This window comes from Micromonospora sp. NPDC007271 (genome assembly GCF_040634005.1).
Taxonomy (GTDB): domain Bacteria; phylum Actinomycetota; class Actinomycetes; order Mycobacteriales; family Micromonosporaceae; genus Micromonospora.
Window position 1 is genome coordinate 19740 of the sequence record NZ_JBEYER010000080.1, and the last position, 17167, is coordinate 36906.

Below are 17167 nucleotides of genomic sequence, written 5' to 3' on the forward strand. Positions count from 1 at the left end.
CGCCGTACCGGCAGAACCCCGGCGGCCCGGCCGCGAGGCCGGGCCGCCCGGTTCGGCCCTCGTCGGTACTGCGCACCCCAGCTGGTCCGCAGGCGGACGGCGCGTTGTCAGACCCGGTCGACGACGTCCACCAGCGCGCCCGGCTCGCCCACGTTGCCGGGCACGACGACGTACGTCGTCGCCCCCGAGTCGACGTGCAGGTCCCACACCGACACTCCGGGCAGCACCTGCCCGCGCACGGTTGCCGAGGCGGCACCCAGGCCGGTGCTGGCCACCTCCGCGGAGGTGATACCGCCCTTGGCGACCACCACCCGCACGTCGTCGGCCAGCGCGCGCACCGCCGTGGTGAGCGCCGCCATCACCGCCTCGCCGTGGGCCAGGGTGTGGTGCTGCGCGCGGCGGATCCGTTCCGAGCTGACCACCACGATGCCGTCGCTCGCCAGGGCGGTACGCGCGCCGGGCACGACCGCGAGGCCGGCTGCCGTACTGTCGCTCAGGGCCGCCTCGGTGTCGATGGTCAGGCGGGCCAGCCGGTGCCGCCGTTCCAGCTCCGCCAGCTGTGCGGTCGCACCGGAGGTGTGGGAGCCGCAGACCACCAGGACCGGCCCTCGCTCCTCGGCCAACGGCGGCGACAGCAGGCCCCGACTGGCCGCACCGGCGCACCGGGCGGCCAGCGGCGCGGCGGATCGCACCACGACCGGCCTGCCCCGAAGCTGCGCGGCACGCAGGCCGCGGTGGATCAGGTCGATGTCCTCGTCCGTCTCGGCGTCCGGAATGACCACCCCGCGGCCGGGTGCGGCGAGCAGAGCGGCGGCGACCGCGTCGCCCTGGGAGGAGCGGATCTCCTCCAGCGGCACCGGGAACGCCTCCCGCCAGCCGAGGTCCCGCACGTACCCGGCAAGGTCGGAGTGGCGGAACGGGAAGACGGGATCGGCGGCGTACTCGGTCTCGTGGGCGGGGACCGGCCCGGCGGCGGTGCGGACATAGTGCACGCCGCCCACGGTGGTCCGCCCGCCGGCGGGGAACGCCGGAACGAACAGGACCGGGCTGTCGTCGGTGGTGAACACGTCGGTCTCGGCGAAGACGTGCCCGCGCAGCGTCGAGTCCCCGCGCAGCACCACCTGGACGGGCCCGCCGAGCGCGGTCGAGGCGGCCTCGACCTCGGCCCGGATCCGCCGGGACCGGGCCACCGCGGTGGCCTGGTCCACGGCCCGGGAGTTGGTCTGCAGGTAGACCGCGTCGACCTCGCGCAGGGTCGAGGTCAGCAGGTCGGCGTCCCAGCGCAGCAGCACCCGGACCCCGCTGGCGGACTGGGTGCCGGTCGGGTCGTCGTCCAGCACCACCGTCTTCGGCACGGCGACCGCTGCGCCCGCCGCCGCACCGCCGCTCATGCCAGCTCGCCGAGGATCTTCTCGACGATCCGGTCGGTGGCCAGGCCGTACCGGTCGTGCAGGGTGGGCAGGGCGCCGGCGGCCAGGAACTCGTCCGGGAGACCGACCGGCACGATCCGCTTGCCGACGCCGGCCCGGACGGCGGCCGAGGCGACCGTCTCGAAGAGGCCGCCGACCACCGTGTGGTTCTCCAGGGTGACCACCAGCCGGTCGGTGTCGACCTCGGCGAGGACGGTGGGCGCGTCGAACGGCTTGATGGTCGGCGTGTGCACCACCGCCGCGTCGACGTGGTGCCGGGCGAGTCGCTCCGCCGCCTGCAACGCGCGCATGGTCATCAGGCCGCTGGAGACGAGGACGACGTCCCGCCCGCCACGCAGCACCGCGGCCTTGCCGAGCTGGAACGTGTAGTCGTACTCGTCGAGGACCGTGGGCACCTTCCCGCGCAGCAGGCGCAGATAGGTCGGGCCCTCGGCCGCGGCGAGCTGGGGTACCGCCTGGGCGATGTCCACCGAGTCGCACGGGTCGACGATGGTCAGGTTCGGCATGCCCCGGAAGATGGCGATGTCCTCGGTCGCCTGGTGGCTCGGGCCGTACCCGGTGGTCAGGCCGGGCAGGCCGCCGACGATGTTGACGTTCAGGTTCGGCTCGGCGATGTCGAGGCAGAGGAAGTCGTACGCCCGCCGGGCGGCGAAGACCGCGTACGTCGAGGCGAACGGCACCAGGCCGACCTCCGCCATGCCCGCCGCCGCGCCCAGCAGCAGCTGCTCCGCCATGCCCATCTGGAAGAACCGGCCCGGGTGCGCCGCGGCGAAGACGTGCATGTCGGTGTACTTGCCGAGGTCGGCGGTCAGTCCCACGACGCGCTCGTCCTGCTCGGCGAGGGCGGCCAGGGCGTGCCCGAACGGCGCGTCGGCGGTCCGCTGGCCGGGGTCGGCGAACGAGGCGATCATCGCCGAGGTGGTCAGCCGCCGGGTCGCGGTCGCGCTGGTCATCGTGCCTCCACTTCCTGGTGCCCGTCGGTCAACTGCCGCCGGCACAGCTCCCACTCGTCGGGATCGATCCGCATGAAGTGCGCCTTCTCCCGGGCCTCCAGCAGCGGCACACCGCGACCGATCCTGGTGTCGCAGAGGATCACCGACGGCCGGCCGGTGAGGTCCGACTGCTCGGCGACCGCGTCGAACGCGGCGAGCAGCGCCTTGACGTCGTTGCCGTCCACCCGTTGGGTGAACCAGCCGGACGCCGCCCACTTCTCCTCCGCCGGCTCGATGTGCAGCACGGTCTCGGTCCGCCCGTCGGCCTGCAGGGCGTTCATGTCGACCAGCGCGGTGAGCCGGCCGAGCTTGTGGTGGGCGGCGCTCATGGCCGCCTCCCACGTCGAGCCCTCGTCCAGTTCGCCGTCGGAGAGGAAGTTGATCACCCGGGCCGGGCGGCCCTGGTGGCGCAGGCCCAGCGCCATCCCCACCGCCACGGTCAGCCCGTGGCCCAGGGAGCCGCCGGAGATCTCCATGCCCGGGGTGTAGGACGCCATGCCGGACATCGGCAGCCGGGAGTCGTCCGAGCCGTAGGTCTCCAGTTCCTCCACCGGCACCACGCCCGCCTCGGCGAGGGCGGCGTAGAGCGCGATCGCGTAGTGGCCGGTGGAGAGGAGGAAGCGGTCCCGCTCCGGCCAGTGCTCGTCGTCCGCCCGGTAGCGCAGCTGGTCGACGTAGACGGCGGCCAGCATGTCGGCGACGCCGAGGGCCTGGCCCACGTAGCCCTGCCCCTGCACCTCGCCCATGTCGAGGATGTGGTGCCGCATCCGGTACGCGGCGGCGCGTACCCGCTCGGCCCGGGTCGGAAGGTCCACCCGGTCGAGCTGCCGGTCGATGATCGTGGTCACGTGATTCCCGTTCTCTCGTCAGGCAAGTGCGGGCTCGGTCGGGCGCGGCGTGCTCTGCTCCTCGCCGACCAGGGCGGGGGCGGTCTCCCGGGTGAAGGCGGCGGCGGCCGTCGAGACGACGCCGAGCAGGGTGAACAGCACGGCGGGGCCCATCCACCCGATCCAGCCGTACAGGGCGGTCGCCGCGAAGGGCAGCAGGCCGGCGACCAGGGACGCCCCGTTGTAGCCCAGGGAGATGCCGGAGGAGCGCACGTCGCGCGGGAACTGCTCGGAGAACCAGGACGACTCGACCGCGAAGATCGGGTCGTGGCTGAGCAGCAGCCCCAGCGCGACGGCCACCACCACCATGATGACCGCGCCGGTGTTGATCATCAGGAACATCGGTACGCCGAAGGCGATGGTGAACACCGAGCCGATGAGGAAGACCCGCTTGCGGCCGATCCGGTCGGAGAGGGCACCGAAGGCCAGGTGGCTCCCGAGGCCGAGCGCGGAGCCGACCATGGTGCCGATCAGCACGTTCTCCTTGCTGGTCAGCTCGGCGAGCACGACGTACGAGAGCATGAAGCTGGTGGTGACGTAGTAGCCGCCGGTCTCGGCGAGCCGCAGCGCCATGATCCGCAGGATGACCCGCCAGTCACGCCGGATGACCTCCAGCGCCGGAGCCTCGCGAATCTCGTTGTTGGCCTTCATCTCGGTGAACTCGGGCGACTCGGCGACCCGCAACCGGATGAACAGACCGACCGCGACCATCACGATGGAGAACAGGAACGGCATCCGCCACACCCAGTCGCCGGTGAACAGCGCCGCGCTGAGCAGGAAGGCGCCGTTGGCGAGCAGCAGGCCGGCGGGAATCCCGATCTGCGGCACCGCGCCGAAGAAGCCGCGGCGACGCGCGGGTGCGTGTTCGACGGCCATCAGCACCGCGCCGCCCCACTCGGCGCCGAAGCCGATGCCCTGAAGGATACGCAGCAGGATCAGCAGGATCGGCGCGATGATCCCGACCTGGCCGTACGTCGGCAGCACGCCGACCAGGACGGTGGCGACGCCCATCAGGATCAGCGACCACATCAGCACGGTCTTGCGACCGAGCCGGTCACCGTAGTGGCCGGCGAGGTAGCCGCCGAGGGGACGGAAGAGGAAACCGATGGCCAGGGTGGCGAACGACGCCAGGACGCCGACCAGCTTCTCCTCGGTGTGGAAGAACACCGTGCCGAAGTAGGCGGCGGCGGCCGTGCCGTAGATGAAGAAGTCGTAGCTCTCCACGGCCGTGCCGATCATCGAGGCGAACGAGACCTTCGCCGGGCTGTCGTGGCGGGCGGCCACGGGCGATGCAGCAGTCATCTCCTGCTCCTTGCTGTGCGGGGGCGCGAGAGGGGGATTCAGTAGGTTTCGATGACGCGAGAGTCGTCCCGCGTCGCCAGGCCGGCCTCGGCCGCCTGCTCGTAACGGGCGCGGGCGACGTCGAGCAGGGGGGTCTGCGCGTCGGCCGTCCGAGCCGCGGCGGCCACCAGGCCGCTGTCCTTGACGAAGATGTTGATCGTGCTGGTGACCTCGACGTCGGTGCCCTGCAGCATGCGGGGCCCGCGGTCGGAGAGCATCCAGGATCCGGCGGCGCCCTGTTCCACGAGCGAGAGCACCTTCCGCCGGTCGAGTCCGAGCTTGCCGGCGAGGGCCAGCGCCTCCGCGGCGGCCACGATGTGTACCGAGCAGAGGTGCTGGTTGACGACCTTGATGGCCTGGCCGTCGCCGACGGCGTCGCCGACGGTGTGCGGCATGCCCAGGTGGGCGAGGACCGGGCGGGCGGCGTCGATGTCCACGCGGTCGCCCGCGGCGAACAGGGTGAGCTCGCCGGTGCGCGCCCGAGCCACCCCACCGGTCACCGGCACGTCGACGACCCGCGCGCCGGCGGCCACCAGGCGGGCCGCCTGCTCGCGGACGGACTCGGGGCCCACGGTGCTCATCACGATCCACCGCTGCCCGGTCAACTCCGTGGTCAGCGCGTCGGTGACCAGTTCGTCGAGCTGCGCGGGCGTGGCGACCATGACGACCACGAAATCCGCGCGGGGGGCGGCGGAGAACCGTTCCGCGACGGCCATGCCGGCGACCGCCGCCCGCTCCCGGGCGGCCGGCACCGGGTCGACCCCGGTCACCGGGTGGCCCCCGGCGACAAGCCGGGTCGCCATCGGCAGGCCGATGGCGCCGATGCCGACGAAGACGATGCTCGCGTTGCTCATCGTTGTCCTTCCGCTGTGCAGGTCGAAGCCGCTCACCGGCCGATCCGTCGGTCCGGGTCCCGGGTTCGCGGGTAGCGTCCGGCGGGCGCACGGCCGGTCGCCGCGCGCCAGGTGGAACGCTGGGTCTAGTTGCCGCCGGTGAGTGACGACCAGACGGTGAAGTGGCGGCGCATCGCGAGGCGGGCACCCTCGGTGTCGCGCTCGCCGATCGCCTCGACGATGCCGTAGTGCACCGTGTCGATCACCCGGGTCTTGCCCGGGAGCAGCGGTTCGCGCTCCACCGCGACGCGTCGGCGCTCGACCACCTCGCTGCGCAGGGCGTGGCTGAGCCCGTCGTGCAGCAGGGTGAAGATCGGGTTGTCCACGATCCGGTAGAGCCGGCTGTGGAACTCCAGGTCCGCCTCCAGGGCGCAGTCGTCGTTACCGTCGCTGCTGGCCCGGATCATCTGGTCGACCAGGTCACGCAGGTCGTCGACGTCGTCGGCGGTGGCCTTCCGCGCGGCGGCCTCGGCGACCGACACCTCGAGCATCTCCCGAGCGGACGAGAACTGCTCGTTGCTCAGGTGGCCGAGTTGGCGGCACAGGTCGAAGTAGAGCCGGATGAAGTGGGCATCTGGAGCGTCCAGGTACGAACCGCGACCCTGGGTACGGTCGAGGAAACCGAGGATCTCCAGCATCGACAGCTGCTCGCGGAGGGCTCCGCGGCTCATGTCCAGGGAGGCCACGAGCTCGCGCTCCGTGGGCAGCCGGAGCCGGCCGGTCTCGGCCTCGGGGGTGGCCCGCTCCGCCAGGTTCTGGAGCAGCGCCGCAAGATCCATCCCCATCCGACCCACCTCCCGCACTTTGGTTCGACCAATTGCCTCGAGGTTAGGCCGGCGTTACCAGGACGTCAACAGATTGGTCTGACCTTTCTCGGGCGACCCCTCGCGCGTCCGGCGCGCTCCGCCCCACCTCCGGGTCGCGGTGGCCCGGCCAGCAGCAAAAGATGTCAGGCGCTCGCTCGGCAGCACGGCTGGTCGCCGAGCTCATGCACGGCGGCCGCGGACTGCCGCTCGACCAGACCGGCCGCTCTCGGTAGCGGGCTGGGCGGGCGCAGTAACGCACCAGTCCGGCCTCCGGCACCCCCGCCACTCGCCCGCCCGATGACAATTCCACGCCGCCTGGTGCCGCAATAATTGGCATTTCCCAATAGAATGCGGACCGATCAACGCTCTGGTGCCGGGCGGTCCGGAGCCCGTACGATCTTCCGACAGGCGCGACAGGGCTCGATGGGACGACCATGTCAACTCGTACTCGGTCTGGTGGAGTGTGAATGCCTAACGACCCGTCCGACGTGCGGGGTAGGGATCGGGCACTCGCGATTGTCCGTGAGTTCGCGACCCGACCCGAGTCGAAGGGCCTGCCGACCACCCGCCGCACGCCGATCCTGATCTTCACCGGCCCCAAGGGCTGTGGCAAAACTGCGCTGCTGGACGTTCTGCAGAACGAACTCCAGGGCAAGGTTCCCTATGCGCGCGTCAACTGCGGCACGTTGAAGAGCACCACCGCCTGGGAAGTCTTGTCGCTGCTCGCGTTCGACCTCAACCGCAACGCCGCGGGCTTCCGTCCGATCCCGTTTCCCCGTTTCGTCACGGCCCAGGTGGCCATCTCCGCGCAGATCGACTCCCCCGGCCCGGCTGCCCGTCTGACCATCCGGACCGCCCTGGAGAACGCGCGGCGCCTTGATCAGCTCCGTACATTTCTCGGCAACCTGGCGCAGGATGTCAGCGGCGCGATTCCGGGGGTGAGCGCCGTCCCAGGAGCGACCACGGCCGCCCAGTACGCGCCGAACCTCATCCTGAACGGCCTGGTGTCGTGGCGGCGCGGCCGCCGCGTCATGCTGGGCGAAGGGCTGGAGTGGTACGGCTCCGGCGACAACGCGTACGACCAGTTGGTCTGGCTCAACAAGCTCACCCGGGAGGACGCGAGCGAGGCCGAACGCAAGGACGCGACCGAACTGCTGTGGGCCGCCTTCCTGGCCGATCTGCGGGCCGGCTTCGCCAAGAGACGCGCCGCCAGGTGGTCGCTGAACTGCGTGTTGCTGCTGGACGACATCGACAGCAAACCTGGCCGCCTGCTCTACCGCGCGCTCGCCGACGCCCGCCGCGGCGAAGCCGATCCGCTGACTGTGGTCGCCACCAGCGCAGGCGACGTGGTCCGGCACGTGGCGCCGGACGAGGAGATCCCCTTCGCCGAGAAGGCGAGCTACGACGACTACCTCGAACGCCGACAGGGCCCGTTCGCGAGCGACTCCTACCCGGTGGCGTTGCGCGACCTGACCTTGGACGAGGTCAAGGACATGGTGTCCGACGTCGCTGGCCCCCGGCTCGGCGCGCGCCGCGCCGTCGCGGCCGAGGTGTACCGCGTCACCGGGGGACACCCCGCCGCCACCGCCGTCATCGTCAAGGCCATCGGCGACCAGACCGGCGGGCACACGTCGGTGAAGCGGCTGCTCGAGTCCCGGTGGCGAGGCCCGGTCGACAAGGCCCCGGTCACCGTCGAGGAGCGGCTCCTGCGCGAGCTGCTCGGCCGGCCCGCGGACGCGGTCCTGGCCGCCCTGGAAGCCTGCTCCGCCGCCAGGGACGTCGAGCAGGCCGACGAGCTGGCCCGCAGCGGCCTGGTATCCCCGGCGCGGGACGGGGCCGGGCTGGTGCCCGCCGAACTGCGGACGCATGACACCGGCACGGGGCGCGAGGTGATGCTGCCCGCCCTGCGCCACCTGCTGCTGCGCCGCCTCGCTGCCACTCCCGAGCGGTGGACGGCGGTCCACACCTGGTTGCGGGACAACGGCAGGGAATCCGACCGCTTCTACCACGCCCTGGCGCTGCGGGACATCGACGCGGTGGTGCAACGCCTGGAGGAGTTGCTGCCGGACGCGCGGGCCTGGTTCGCCGAGCTCGATACGGTTACCGCCGCCCCCAGTGACCTCGACACGGACGAGACCGACCCCACCCGAGTACTCGCAGCGGCTGGCCACGCCGGACCGGCGGACGAGCCCGGTCGGACGATCGCCCGTGTGGTGGTGGCATTGTGGGCCGCCAACGACCCCTTCTCCGTCGCCGACCGCGCGGACCTCTACGGCAGCGCAGCGTGGGATCTGAAGACGCTGGCACAGCGGCCGGGCGTGCCACGCAACGACTTCCTCAAAGCCGCGCTGCGACTCGAGGCCAGGGCCGAGGCGGGCGACACCCCCGTGCCCAGCCCGGTGGGGCGACGGCAGGCGTCGACGCCGCAGCGAGAGGGGGTCGACTTCACACCGCCGATGACGGAGAGCGTACGGCGCGGGCGGCGGGTCCGGCTGGCGGCGATCACCGCGGCAGTGGCGCTGGTGCTCGGCTCCGCGGTCGCCTTCGGGGTGAACAGGTTCACCCGGTGCGGCGACGGCGTCGACAAGCGGGACGGCGAGTGTGTCGGGGTCACTGATGGCTCGTACCTGTTCGGCGGCGAACTCGCCGCGGTGCAGCAGCAGATCTTGGCGGAGAACGAGCGCGTGCGGGAGCAGCCGCACGTGACGGTCGCGCTGCTCACGCCGTTGCTGCCCACCGACGTGGGCAGCGTGACGTGGCCGCGAATCCGCGCCCAGCTCGAGGGTGCCCACGTCGCCCAGCTCGCGGCGAACGAGGACAAGCGCGAGCCGAAGGTCCAACTGCTGCTTGCCAACCCGGGCAGCCGACAGCAGCAGTGGCGACAGGTGGTCGACCAGCTGATCGAGCTGGCCGACGACGAACGGCTGGTCGGCGTGATCGGGGTCGGCCAGAGCACCACCAACGCCCGGGACACCGCACGCGCGCTGTCAGCGGCCGGCATCCCCATGGTCGCCTCGGTGGCCACCTCCACCGACTTCAATGTGGAGCCGGCCGCCGAGCCGGGCGTACCCACCCGCTACATCAGGGGACTCGCTCGGGTGAACGCGACCACCGGCGACCAGATCGGGGTGCTGTCGGACCACCTGACCCGACGGGGCGTCGGCAAGGCCATGCTCGTCTACGACAGCGACGAGACCGACCTCTACACCTCGACGCTCTACCGGGAGTTCAAGGCAGCCGCGACGGACCGCAAGCTGTCGATCAGCGTGGAGAGCCGATTCGACACCGAGGCGTCGCTGGACACCCAGTTCCGCGAGATCACAAAAGACCTCTGCGGCGACGGCGCCCCGGACACAGTGCTCTACGCGGGCCGCGCGGTGCTGCTGGACGATCTGATCACCAACCTGCGCCAGCGCGGCTGCGCGCTGGACCGGCGCATCACGCTCGTCACGGGTTCGGACGCGTCGATGCTGCGTACCAGGCCAGACCTGCTCCCCAGGAGCGGCGAGCCGAGCCTGTCCATCGTCTACACCCCGCTCGTCGACCCCGACGCCGCGCGGACAATGGGCATCACCGAGTTCGACCGGCTCTCCGCCGAGTTCGAGCGGCTCGGGTTCGACACCACCGACCTTGCCGACGGCTGGGGCGTCATGACCCACGACGCGATGCTGGCGCTGACCGAGACGATCAGCCGCACCGCCAACGGGTTGAAGCCCGGGGAGTTGCCCACGCGGCAGACCGTGCGCTCGGAGTTGGGGCGGTCCGACCGCGAGCGCAACCAGGTGCACGGCGCCGGCGGTACCTTCACGCTGGACGCCACGACGGGCAACGCCGTCGGACGTCGGCTGCCCGTCATCGAGATCGGGCCGACCGGGGAGTTCCAGGTGAAGACGATACTGCCCGCGAGTTGACGTCCTGGTCCGGGCCTGCGCGCCGAGCGCGGGACCCCTGCTGTGGTTGGTTGGCGGGACCGTCCATCACAGCAGCTAGCGCCCTCCCTCGGACGCGGCCTTCTCGTCCCGAAGGAGCGACCGCTGTCGGCCCGTCCACATCGTTGTCACTCATTTCGTCACACCCAACAGGAAAGCTGGCGGTTCTGGCCACGGCCGGTGCGGCATCGGCCTCGCAAGCCTGGAGGGAACCATGGCGGTCACCGCCGATGATCTCGACGCAGCGATGTCCAGCGTTGTTGCCAGCCTACGGCTGACGCCCGGCCTGGACTGGTCCACCCGAGCAGGCAGCCTGGAGTGGGACTGCTGGCACACCGCCGAGCACATCGGCGACTGCCTGATGTCGTTCGCGGGCCAACTCGTGGCGCGGCCGGAGAGGCGGTATGTGCGCTTCGTGGCCCACGCTGACAAGGACGCCTCCCCGGAGGAGATCCTGGAGTTCGCCGAGGCGGGTGGCGGCATCTTGGCAGCCACGGTACGCGCTTCCGGCCCGGATGTTCGGGCCTACCATCCCACCGGCCAGGCCGATCCAGAGGGCTTCGCCGCGATGGGATGCGTGGAGGCGTTGCTGCACGGCGATGACATCGCGCAGGGCCTCGGCCTCACCATCGATCCACTACGCGACGTGTGCGCCCGGGTACTCGCTCGGCTCTTTCCGCAAGGCGCGCAGGAGTTGGCCAGGGTGGACCCGTGGGCGGCACTGCGGTGGTCCACCGGCCGGATCGAGCTGCCGGGGCGCCCCCAGCTGAATGAATGGCGCTGGCACGGTGCTCCGCTTGGCACATGACTCGGCTCAATCGGGGCCGGTCAAGCACCCAGCTCAAGGGCCGGGGCTTCCACTGGCAGAGGTCGTCGGGCACACCGGTCCGCCTGACCTCAGTGGTAGCGCGCGTCGCCGTCACCCGGCTCCTGACGGCCCGGATGCGGACCTCCGTGCACCGGCGAAGCCTGATCCTCAGCACGGTTTTCGCTGCCCTCGTTGCCGCCTCCTCGTTGGCTCCACCGGTCAGGGCGGTACCGCGGAACAGATCCGCGGTACACACTCTCTGTCTGGAGAGGATGGTCATGCAGCGATCGGACTTGCTCAACGAGGCTGAGTGCAAGCTGTGGGACGCGTTTCCCCGCGGCACGGTGGTGGATCTGGGGGATGGCGATCCCACAGCCGAGAATTTCGACCCCGACACCTGGTTGGAGGATCGCCAGGTGCGCGGCGAGGTCATCGCGCGCCTGCTGCTCGGCGTGCAGGACAGGGAGGCGGGTTACGTCGCCCGGGTTGCGCTGACGGGCGCCCGGGTCATCGGTGAGTTGAACATCGGTGGCGGTGAGGCCGGGTACGAGCTTCTCCTCGACCGCTGCTGGGTTGATGCGCCGCCGGACTTCACCGGCGCCTCCACTGGGCCGACGACGTTTCACAGGACGCGCTTGCCTGGATTGACCGGACGTGACTGGCAGGCCCGTGGCTCCGTATCCTTCGATCAGAGCACGTGCTGTGGCGAAACCCGCCTCATCGGCGCGCACATCGGCGGCCGACTCTCCTTCAACGGCGCCACCCTGACCAACCCCAACGGCGTTGCTCTCTACGCCGACCGGCTAACCGTCGACCAGAGCGTGCTCTGCAGCGCCGGGTTCACCGCCACCGGCGAGACACGCCTTCCCGGCGCGCACATCGGCAGCCAGCTCGCCTTCATCGACGCTGCCCTGACCAACCCCAACGGCTACGCCCTCAACGCCGATTGGCTAACCGTCGACCAGGGCATGTTCTGCAGCGACGGGTTCACCGCCACCGGCGAGGTGAACCTCCTCGGGGCGCACATCGGCAGCCAACTCGACTTCAGCGGCGCCACCCTGACCAACTCCGACGGCTACGCCCTCAACGCCGACCGGCTCACCGTCGACCAGGACATGTTCTGCAGCGACGGCTTCACCGCCACCGGCGAGACACGCCTCCCCGGCGCGCACATCGGCAGCCAACTCGACCTCAGCGGCGCCACCCTGACCAACCCCAACGGCGACGCCCTCAACGCCGACCGCCTCACCGTCGACCAGGACATGTTCTGCAGCGACGGCTTCAACGCCACCGGGCAAGTACGCCTACTCGGGGCGCGTATCGCCGGCCAGCTCGCCTTCATCGACGCCACCTTGGCCAACCCCGGTGGAGTTGCTCTGGATCTGGAGGGCGTCGAATGTCCACACGTACGGCTGCCGTCACAGGTCAACGGCCGGGCCGACCTGGCCAACGCTCACCTGGGTGTCCTCGACGTGCCCGCCGCACTGAACCAGCCGCCCATGCGGCTTACCGGACTCACGTACACCGATCTGGACCCCGACCCCGATCCGCCGGCGCGCCACCGCATCACCTGGCTACGCCGCGACCCCGCCGGCTTTCACCCCCAGCCCTACGAGCAGCTCGCCGCCTACTACCGCAGCATCGGCCACGACCGCGACGCCCGACGTGTAATGCTGGCCAAACAACGCACCCGCCGCCGCAACACACCCGGCACCTGGCGGACACCGCGCCATTTGCGCCCCCTGCTCGCCGCCGCCTGGCGTATCCCCGGCTGGCTCGTCGACGCCCTCTCCGGCTACGGATATGTACCCTGGCGCGCCTTCTGCTGGCTGATCGCCGCCGTCATCACCGGCACCGCACTCCTACACGACGTCGCGCCCAAGGCGCCCACCAGCAACACCAACATCAATGCCCTGCTCCTCGCCCTGGACGCCACCGTGCCCACAGCGCCCTTCGGCATCCGCGAAAACGTCACCCTCACCGGCACCAACTACGCCATCGCGCTGGGCCTGCAGATCCTCGGGTACGCCCTCGTGCTGGCCGTAGTCCCGGCCATCAGCCGCACTCTCAGCCGCGTCGACCGATAACCCGCTGCTCTGGAGGTACCTACAGCCCAAGGCCGATCGGGACTGGCGATCTGCGACCTCGGGCGGCTGTCTGGCCTGGCCGTCAACGGCCGCCCTCGTCCGGGGGCCGGTCGCTGTCGACAGCCCCGCTCGCCGCGACCCGGGCGCGCTGCTCCATTCGCCACTCAACGCGCCCGTCGGCCAAGGAGAGGAAACGCGATCAAGAGGAAGCCGCCGCCAGCAGCGAGCAGCCACAGCCCGCGGTGGCTGACCTGCTGCTATTCGAGTGCGGCCCCTCCGAGGGCGTCGTTCAGCCTTTGCGGTTCGGGTCGGTGAGAGCCTCCCAGTCGTCGGCGCTCGGCGGGAACGGCCCCCAGTGCGGCAGGTAGAAAGCTCGCCGCGGCGGGTCGGCCACCGTGAACGGCTTGAACTCCGGATCCGCGATCACGCGGTAGACGAACTCGGCCGTCGACATGTCGAGTTGGTGCCATGGCTCGATGCCGTCCCACCGCGCGACCACAGGCCACCGGTCGGGCTCCACCGAGCGGTCCGCCAGCCAGTAGTACTCCCCCTCGGTCTGGTCGCTGCCCCATTGGATCAGGCCCGACCCCTTGTCGGGCTCGTACATCTCGTAAGGGGCCCACAACCGCGTGGAGTCATGCTCGGTTGCCCACTGCCGGCAATAGGCCCACGTCCGAAGCAGCGGCTGCGCGTGATCGTCGGTCGGCCGTAGAAGGTCTAGGTAGGCGTAGAACGCCCCGGCACGAACCGTCGGCACAGTTCCTTGAAGTCCGTCGGCAGGGCGACGCCCAGCCCGGCTTCCACCTGCTCCCAGCCGACGCCATCCTCGGGCTTCTGACGCCATCCGGTCACGTCGATGATCCGGTCGATCCACGTCAGCTGATCATTCACGTCCGGCAAGGTAACAGCACAGGCCGGACATCACCTCGCCTGGTCGTTACGGGCCTTGCCAACCGAAAGGCCGGGAATGCTGATGACCGACTACCGGATGAACAACGGCCATTCGCGCCCGAGCGACCATCGACCGCGGCCACTGGCGCAACTACCATGATCCCCTGGAGTAGCCCCCACCACGGGAGGAACCTGTGCGCCAACCGCGCTACCGCACTCTGCTTGCCGCCGCTCTGGCCACCACATCGGTCCTGGCCGTGCCGGCAGCACCGGCCGGCGCTGCGCCGGCGCCGTCACCCGGCATCGCCGTCAGCGACGGGATGACCCAACCAGTGTTCTCGTTCGCCGACGCCATCGAGGAACGGGTGTGGGTGGAGACGCCACTCGACACCGACCATGACGGCGTGCTGGACCGGGTCGTCGCCGACATCTCCCGCCCTCGGGAGACCGCCACGGAGGGCTTCAAGGTCCCCGTCATCTTCGAGCACAGTCCGTACCGCAAGGGCACCTGGAACGACGTGCCGTACCCGAGCGTGCTGGTGGACGAGCTGCCGCAGACCGGGCTCACCAAGCACCTGCGCAGCCAGTCGCAGGCAATCGGGATCCAGCAGGCCAAGGCCAACCTGCCCGGCACCCTCGACGACTACTACGTCCCGCGGGGGTACGCGGTGGTGCTCGGGCAGAGCATCGGCACCGCGGACTCCGACGGCTGTCCGACCAGTGGGGACACGGCGGAGACGCTCGGCACGAAGGCCATCATCGACTGGCTGGGCGGCCGGGCGAAGGCGTACAACGCCGCCGGTGCGCCGGTAACCGCCGACTGGACCACCGGAGCGGTGGGCATGACCGGCGTGTCGTACAACGGGACACTGCCCAACATGGTCGCCACGACCGGGGTCGAGAACCTCAAGACCATCATCCCGGTCTCCGCGATCAGCAACTGGTACGACTACTACCGAGCCAACGGACTCGTGGTGGCACCGGGCACCTACCAGGGCGAGGACCTCGACATCCTGGCGCAGTACACGGCGGGCAGAGCGCGCGCCGAAGGTCGATGCGCCGACGAGATCGCCCAGTTGACGGCGGAACAGGACCGGATCACCGGTGACTACAGCGACTTCTGGCGGGCACGCGACTACCTGCCGGACGCCAAAAAGGTCACCGCCAGCGTCTTCGTCGTGCACGGCCTCAACGACTGGAACGTGAAGACGGAAAACTTCGCCGGCTGGTGGGACCGGCTCGCCGCGGCCGACGTGCCGCGCAAGATCTGGCTGCACCAGGGCGGCCATGGCGGCCCGGGCAACACCGCGACGGTGACCCTGCCGGATGGCCAGGCGTGGACGTACAAGCAGACCGAGAACCGCTGGTTCGACTACTGGCTGTGGGAGTGCAGAACGGCATCATGAACGAGCCCACGGCGGTCCTGCAGCGCGAAAACCGGTCCTACACCACGTACGCCAACTGGCCGGACCCGGGCGCCCGGGACGTGGCGCTGCACCTCGCCGCCGACCGCGCGACCGAGCCCGGTGGCCTGATCACCACCGGCGCGCTGAACCAGCGAGCCGAGCAGTCGTTCGTGGACGAGGGCCGGACGATCAGCCCGAGCACGTTGGTGGCCGGTCCCGATACGGCCAGCGCCAACCGGCTCGTCTACCGCTCGCCGGTGCTGACCGGCGACGTACGCCTGTCCGGGCGGCCCGAGATGCGGTTGCGGATGTCCATCGACAACCGCGACGACGCGAACCTGTCGGTCTACCTGGTCGACTACGGCGCTCCCGGCTCGACCACCCGGCCGGTGGTGGTGACCCGGGGGTGGATGGATCCGCAGAACCGGACCGGCTGGTCGCACACGACCGCCATCAAGCAGGGGCTGATGTACGACTACCGCTGGACCCTGCAGCCGAAGGACTACGTCTTCGCGGCGGGGCACCGCATCGGGGTGGTCGTCTTCTCCACCGATCAGGAATACACCCTGCTACCGCTCGGCGGCACCCGACTGACCGTCCAGCCCGGCTCCAGCCGTCTCACCCTGCCGATCGTCGGCGGCCGCGAGGCGCTCGGCTTCTGACACGTCGCCGGCCCGGGCGGCTCCTGCGCCGTCCGGGCCGGCGACGGCTCGCCTTCGATGCCGGCCCGTCCGATTCGGCGGCGCGCCGGCGCTGGTCTCAAACCGACGGTCACGGTCAAGCCCTACCCGAGACCCTGCTCGGCGTACGGTCTTCGTCGCCGAGTAGGCCCTCCCCTACAGTCAGACGGCAGCCCGGCCCCCTCGCTTGTAAGTTCTGGGCGCTCCGTCCGGCCCCTCCACACACGTCGCTGACCTCGGGCGTTGGTCCATCGCCGGCTGGTTTTGGCTCGCAATGGTCGGCCCTGTTGCTAATGAGAGTTACCGGGTCGGTTGCGGCAGACTCGGCTCCGGTAGCCGCTGGCCGGTGAGCACTCGCGGTTGCAGGACGCATCGCAGTCCTAGTGACAGATCGTGCCCCTGCCAGTGGTCGGGAGGCGAAACCGCTGATGGGATGTCGTGCCCGCCGCCGTCGGCATGAGCACTTGTTCATTAGCTCGCGGAAGCTCTCCCGCACGCTGCCAGGCAGCTGACTCGACTGTGGACCGCCGGGAGGAGATGGCGTGCTGTTCGTAGGAGATGACTGGGCCGAGGACCACCACGACGTCGAGATACAGGACGAGGAAGGCCGCAGGCTGGGCAAGGCGAAACTCGAGGAGGGAATCAACGGGATCGCCCGCCTCCACGGGCTGATCGGAGAGCAGCTGGGCGAGGACGACGAGCCGGCCCAGGTGGTGATCGGCATCGAAACGGACCGAGGCCCGTGGGTTCAGGCGCTGATCGCCGCCGGCTACCAGATCTACGCGATCAACCCGCTGCAGGTGGCCCGCTATCGGGAACGGCACGGCGTGTCCGGGGCCAAGAGCGACGCCGGTGACGCGCACACCCTGGCCGACATGGTGCGCGTCGACCGGCATCAACTGCGTCCGGTCGCCGGCGACAGCGCTCAAGCGGAGGCGGTCAAGGTAGTGACCCGAGCGCACCAGACGCTGATCTGGGAACGCACCCGGCACACGTTGCGGCTGCGCCAGACGCTGC

14 protein-coding genes are annotated in these 17167 nt (G+C 70.5%); 6 read left to right on the plus strand and 8 right to left on the minus strand.

Annotation, left to right across the window (positions count from 1 at the left end; all coding sequences use genetic code 11):
• Window positions 1-107: 107 nt before the first annotated feature.
• From ABZ570_RS24965 to ABZ570_RS24990, 6 genes are all read right to left on the minus strand, one after another.
• A complete protein-coding gene (locus ABZ570_RS24965) occupies window positions 108-1391 on the minus strand; it encodes a four-carbon acid sugar kinase family protein (protein WP_358068257.1) in 1284 nt (427 codons plus the stop codon).
• Window positions 1388-2383 (minus strand): transketolase C-terminal domain-containing protein, encoded by a 996-nt coding sequence (locus ABZ570_RS24970; RefSeq protein ID WP_358068260.1) that lies wholly within the window; start codon window positions 2381-2383, stop codon window positions 1388-1390. Before ABZ570_RS24970 ends, ABZ570_RS24965 begins: the two co-directional genes overlap by 4 nt.
• Window positions 2380-3270 (minus strand): transketolase, encoded by an 891-nt coding sequence (locus tag ABZ570_RS24975; protein WP_358068262.1) that lies wholly within the window; start codon window positions 3268-3270, stop codon window positions 2380-2382. The genes ABZ570_RS24970 and ABZ570_RS24975 overlap by 4 nt, the downstream gene beginning before the upstream one ends.
• 18 nt (window positions 3271-3288) lie before the next feature.
• Window positions 3289-4611: an MFS transporter gene (locus tag ABZ570_RS24980; protein WP_358068265.1), complete on the minus strand. Its 1323-nt coding sequence runs from the start codon at window positions 4609-4611 to the stop codon at window positions 3289-3291.
• Between the two features lie 38 nt (window positions 4612-4649).
• Window positions 4650-5540, minus strand: coding sequence for an NAD(P)-dependent oxidoreductase (locus ABZ570_RS24985; protein ID WP_358068268.1), 891 nt, complete (start codon window positions 5538-5540; stop codon window positions 4650-4652).
• 89 nt (window positions 5541-5629) lie between these two features.
• A complete protein-coding gene (locus ABZ570_RS24990) occupies window positions 5630-6328 on the minus strand; it encodes an FCD domain-containing protein (RefSeq protein ID WP_358068271.1) in 699 nt (232 codons plus the stop codon).
• 488 nt (window positions 6329-6816) lie between these two features.
• Here ABZ570_RS24990 and ABZ570_RS24995 point away from each other — a divergent pair, with 488 nt between their 5' ends.
• The 3 genes from ABZ570_RS24995 to ABZ570_RS25005 all read left to right on the plus strand — a co-directional run bounded on the left by ABZ570_RS24995 (window position 6817) and on the right by ABZ570_RS25005 (window position 13173).
• Window positions 6817-10260 (plus strand): hypothetical protein, encoded by a 3444-nt coding sequence (locus ABZ570_RS24995; RefSeq protein WP_358068274.1) that lies wholly within the window; start codon window positions 6817-6819, stop codon window positions 10258-10260.
• 232 nt (window positions 10261-10492) lie between these two features.
• On the plus strand, window positions 10493-11086 hold the full coding sequence (locus ABZ570_RS25000; protein ID WP_358068276.1) for a hypothetical protein: 594 nt from the start codon (window positions 10493-10495) through the stop codon (window positions 11084-11086).
• A gap of 272 nt (window positions 11087-11358) precedes the next feature.
• Window positions 11359-13173: a hypothetical protein gene (locus tag ABZ570_RS25005; protein WP_358068279.1), complete on the plus strand. Its 1815-nt coding sequence runs from the start codon at window positions 11359-11361 to the stop codon at window positions 13171-13173.
• A 289-nt stretch (window positions 13174-13462) separates the two neighbouring features.
• Here ABZ570_RS25005 and ABZ570_RS25010 read toward each other — a convergent pair whose 3' ends face one another.
• On the minus strand, window positions 13463-13780 hold the full coding sequence (locus ABZ570_RS25010) for a hypothetical protein (protein WP_358068281.1): 318 nt from the start codon (window positions 13778-13780) through the stop codon (window positions 13463-13465).
• 110 nt (window positions 13781-13890) lie between these two features.
• Entirely contained in the window at window positions 13891-14064 is a 174-nt protein-coding gene (locus ABZ570_RS25015; RefSeq protein ID WP_358068284.1) for a hypothetical protein, read from the minus strand.
• Window positions 14065-14258: 194 nt separating this feature from the next.
• Here ABZ570_RS25015 and ABZ570_RS25020 point away from each other — a divergent pair, with 194 nt between their 5' ends.
• The 3 genes from ABZ570_RS25020 to ABZ570_RS25030 all read left to right on the plus strand — a co-directional run.
• Window positions 14259-15470 carry a CocE/NonD family hydrolase gene (locus ABZ570_RS25020; RefSeq protein ID WP_358068287.1) on the plus strand — a complete coding sequence of 404 codons (1212 nt, stop codon included), beginning with the start codon at window positions 14259-14261 and terminating at the stop codon, window positions 15468-15470.
• On the plus strand, window positions 15467-16132 hold the full coding sequence (locus tag ABZ570_RS25025) for a CocE/NonD family hydrolase C-terminal non-catalytic domain-containing protein (protein ID WP_358068290.1): 666 nt from the start codon (window positions 15467-15469) through the stop codon (window positions 16130-16132). The genes ABZ570_RS25020 and ABZ570_RS25025 overlap by 4 nt, the downstream gene beginning before the upstream one ends.
• A gap of 560 nt (window positions 16133-16692) precedes the next feature.
• The coding region (locus ABZ570_RS25030) for an IS110 family transposase (RefSeq protein ID WP_358068293.1) at window positions 16693-17167 on the plus strand (475 nt) is incomplete at its 3' end.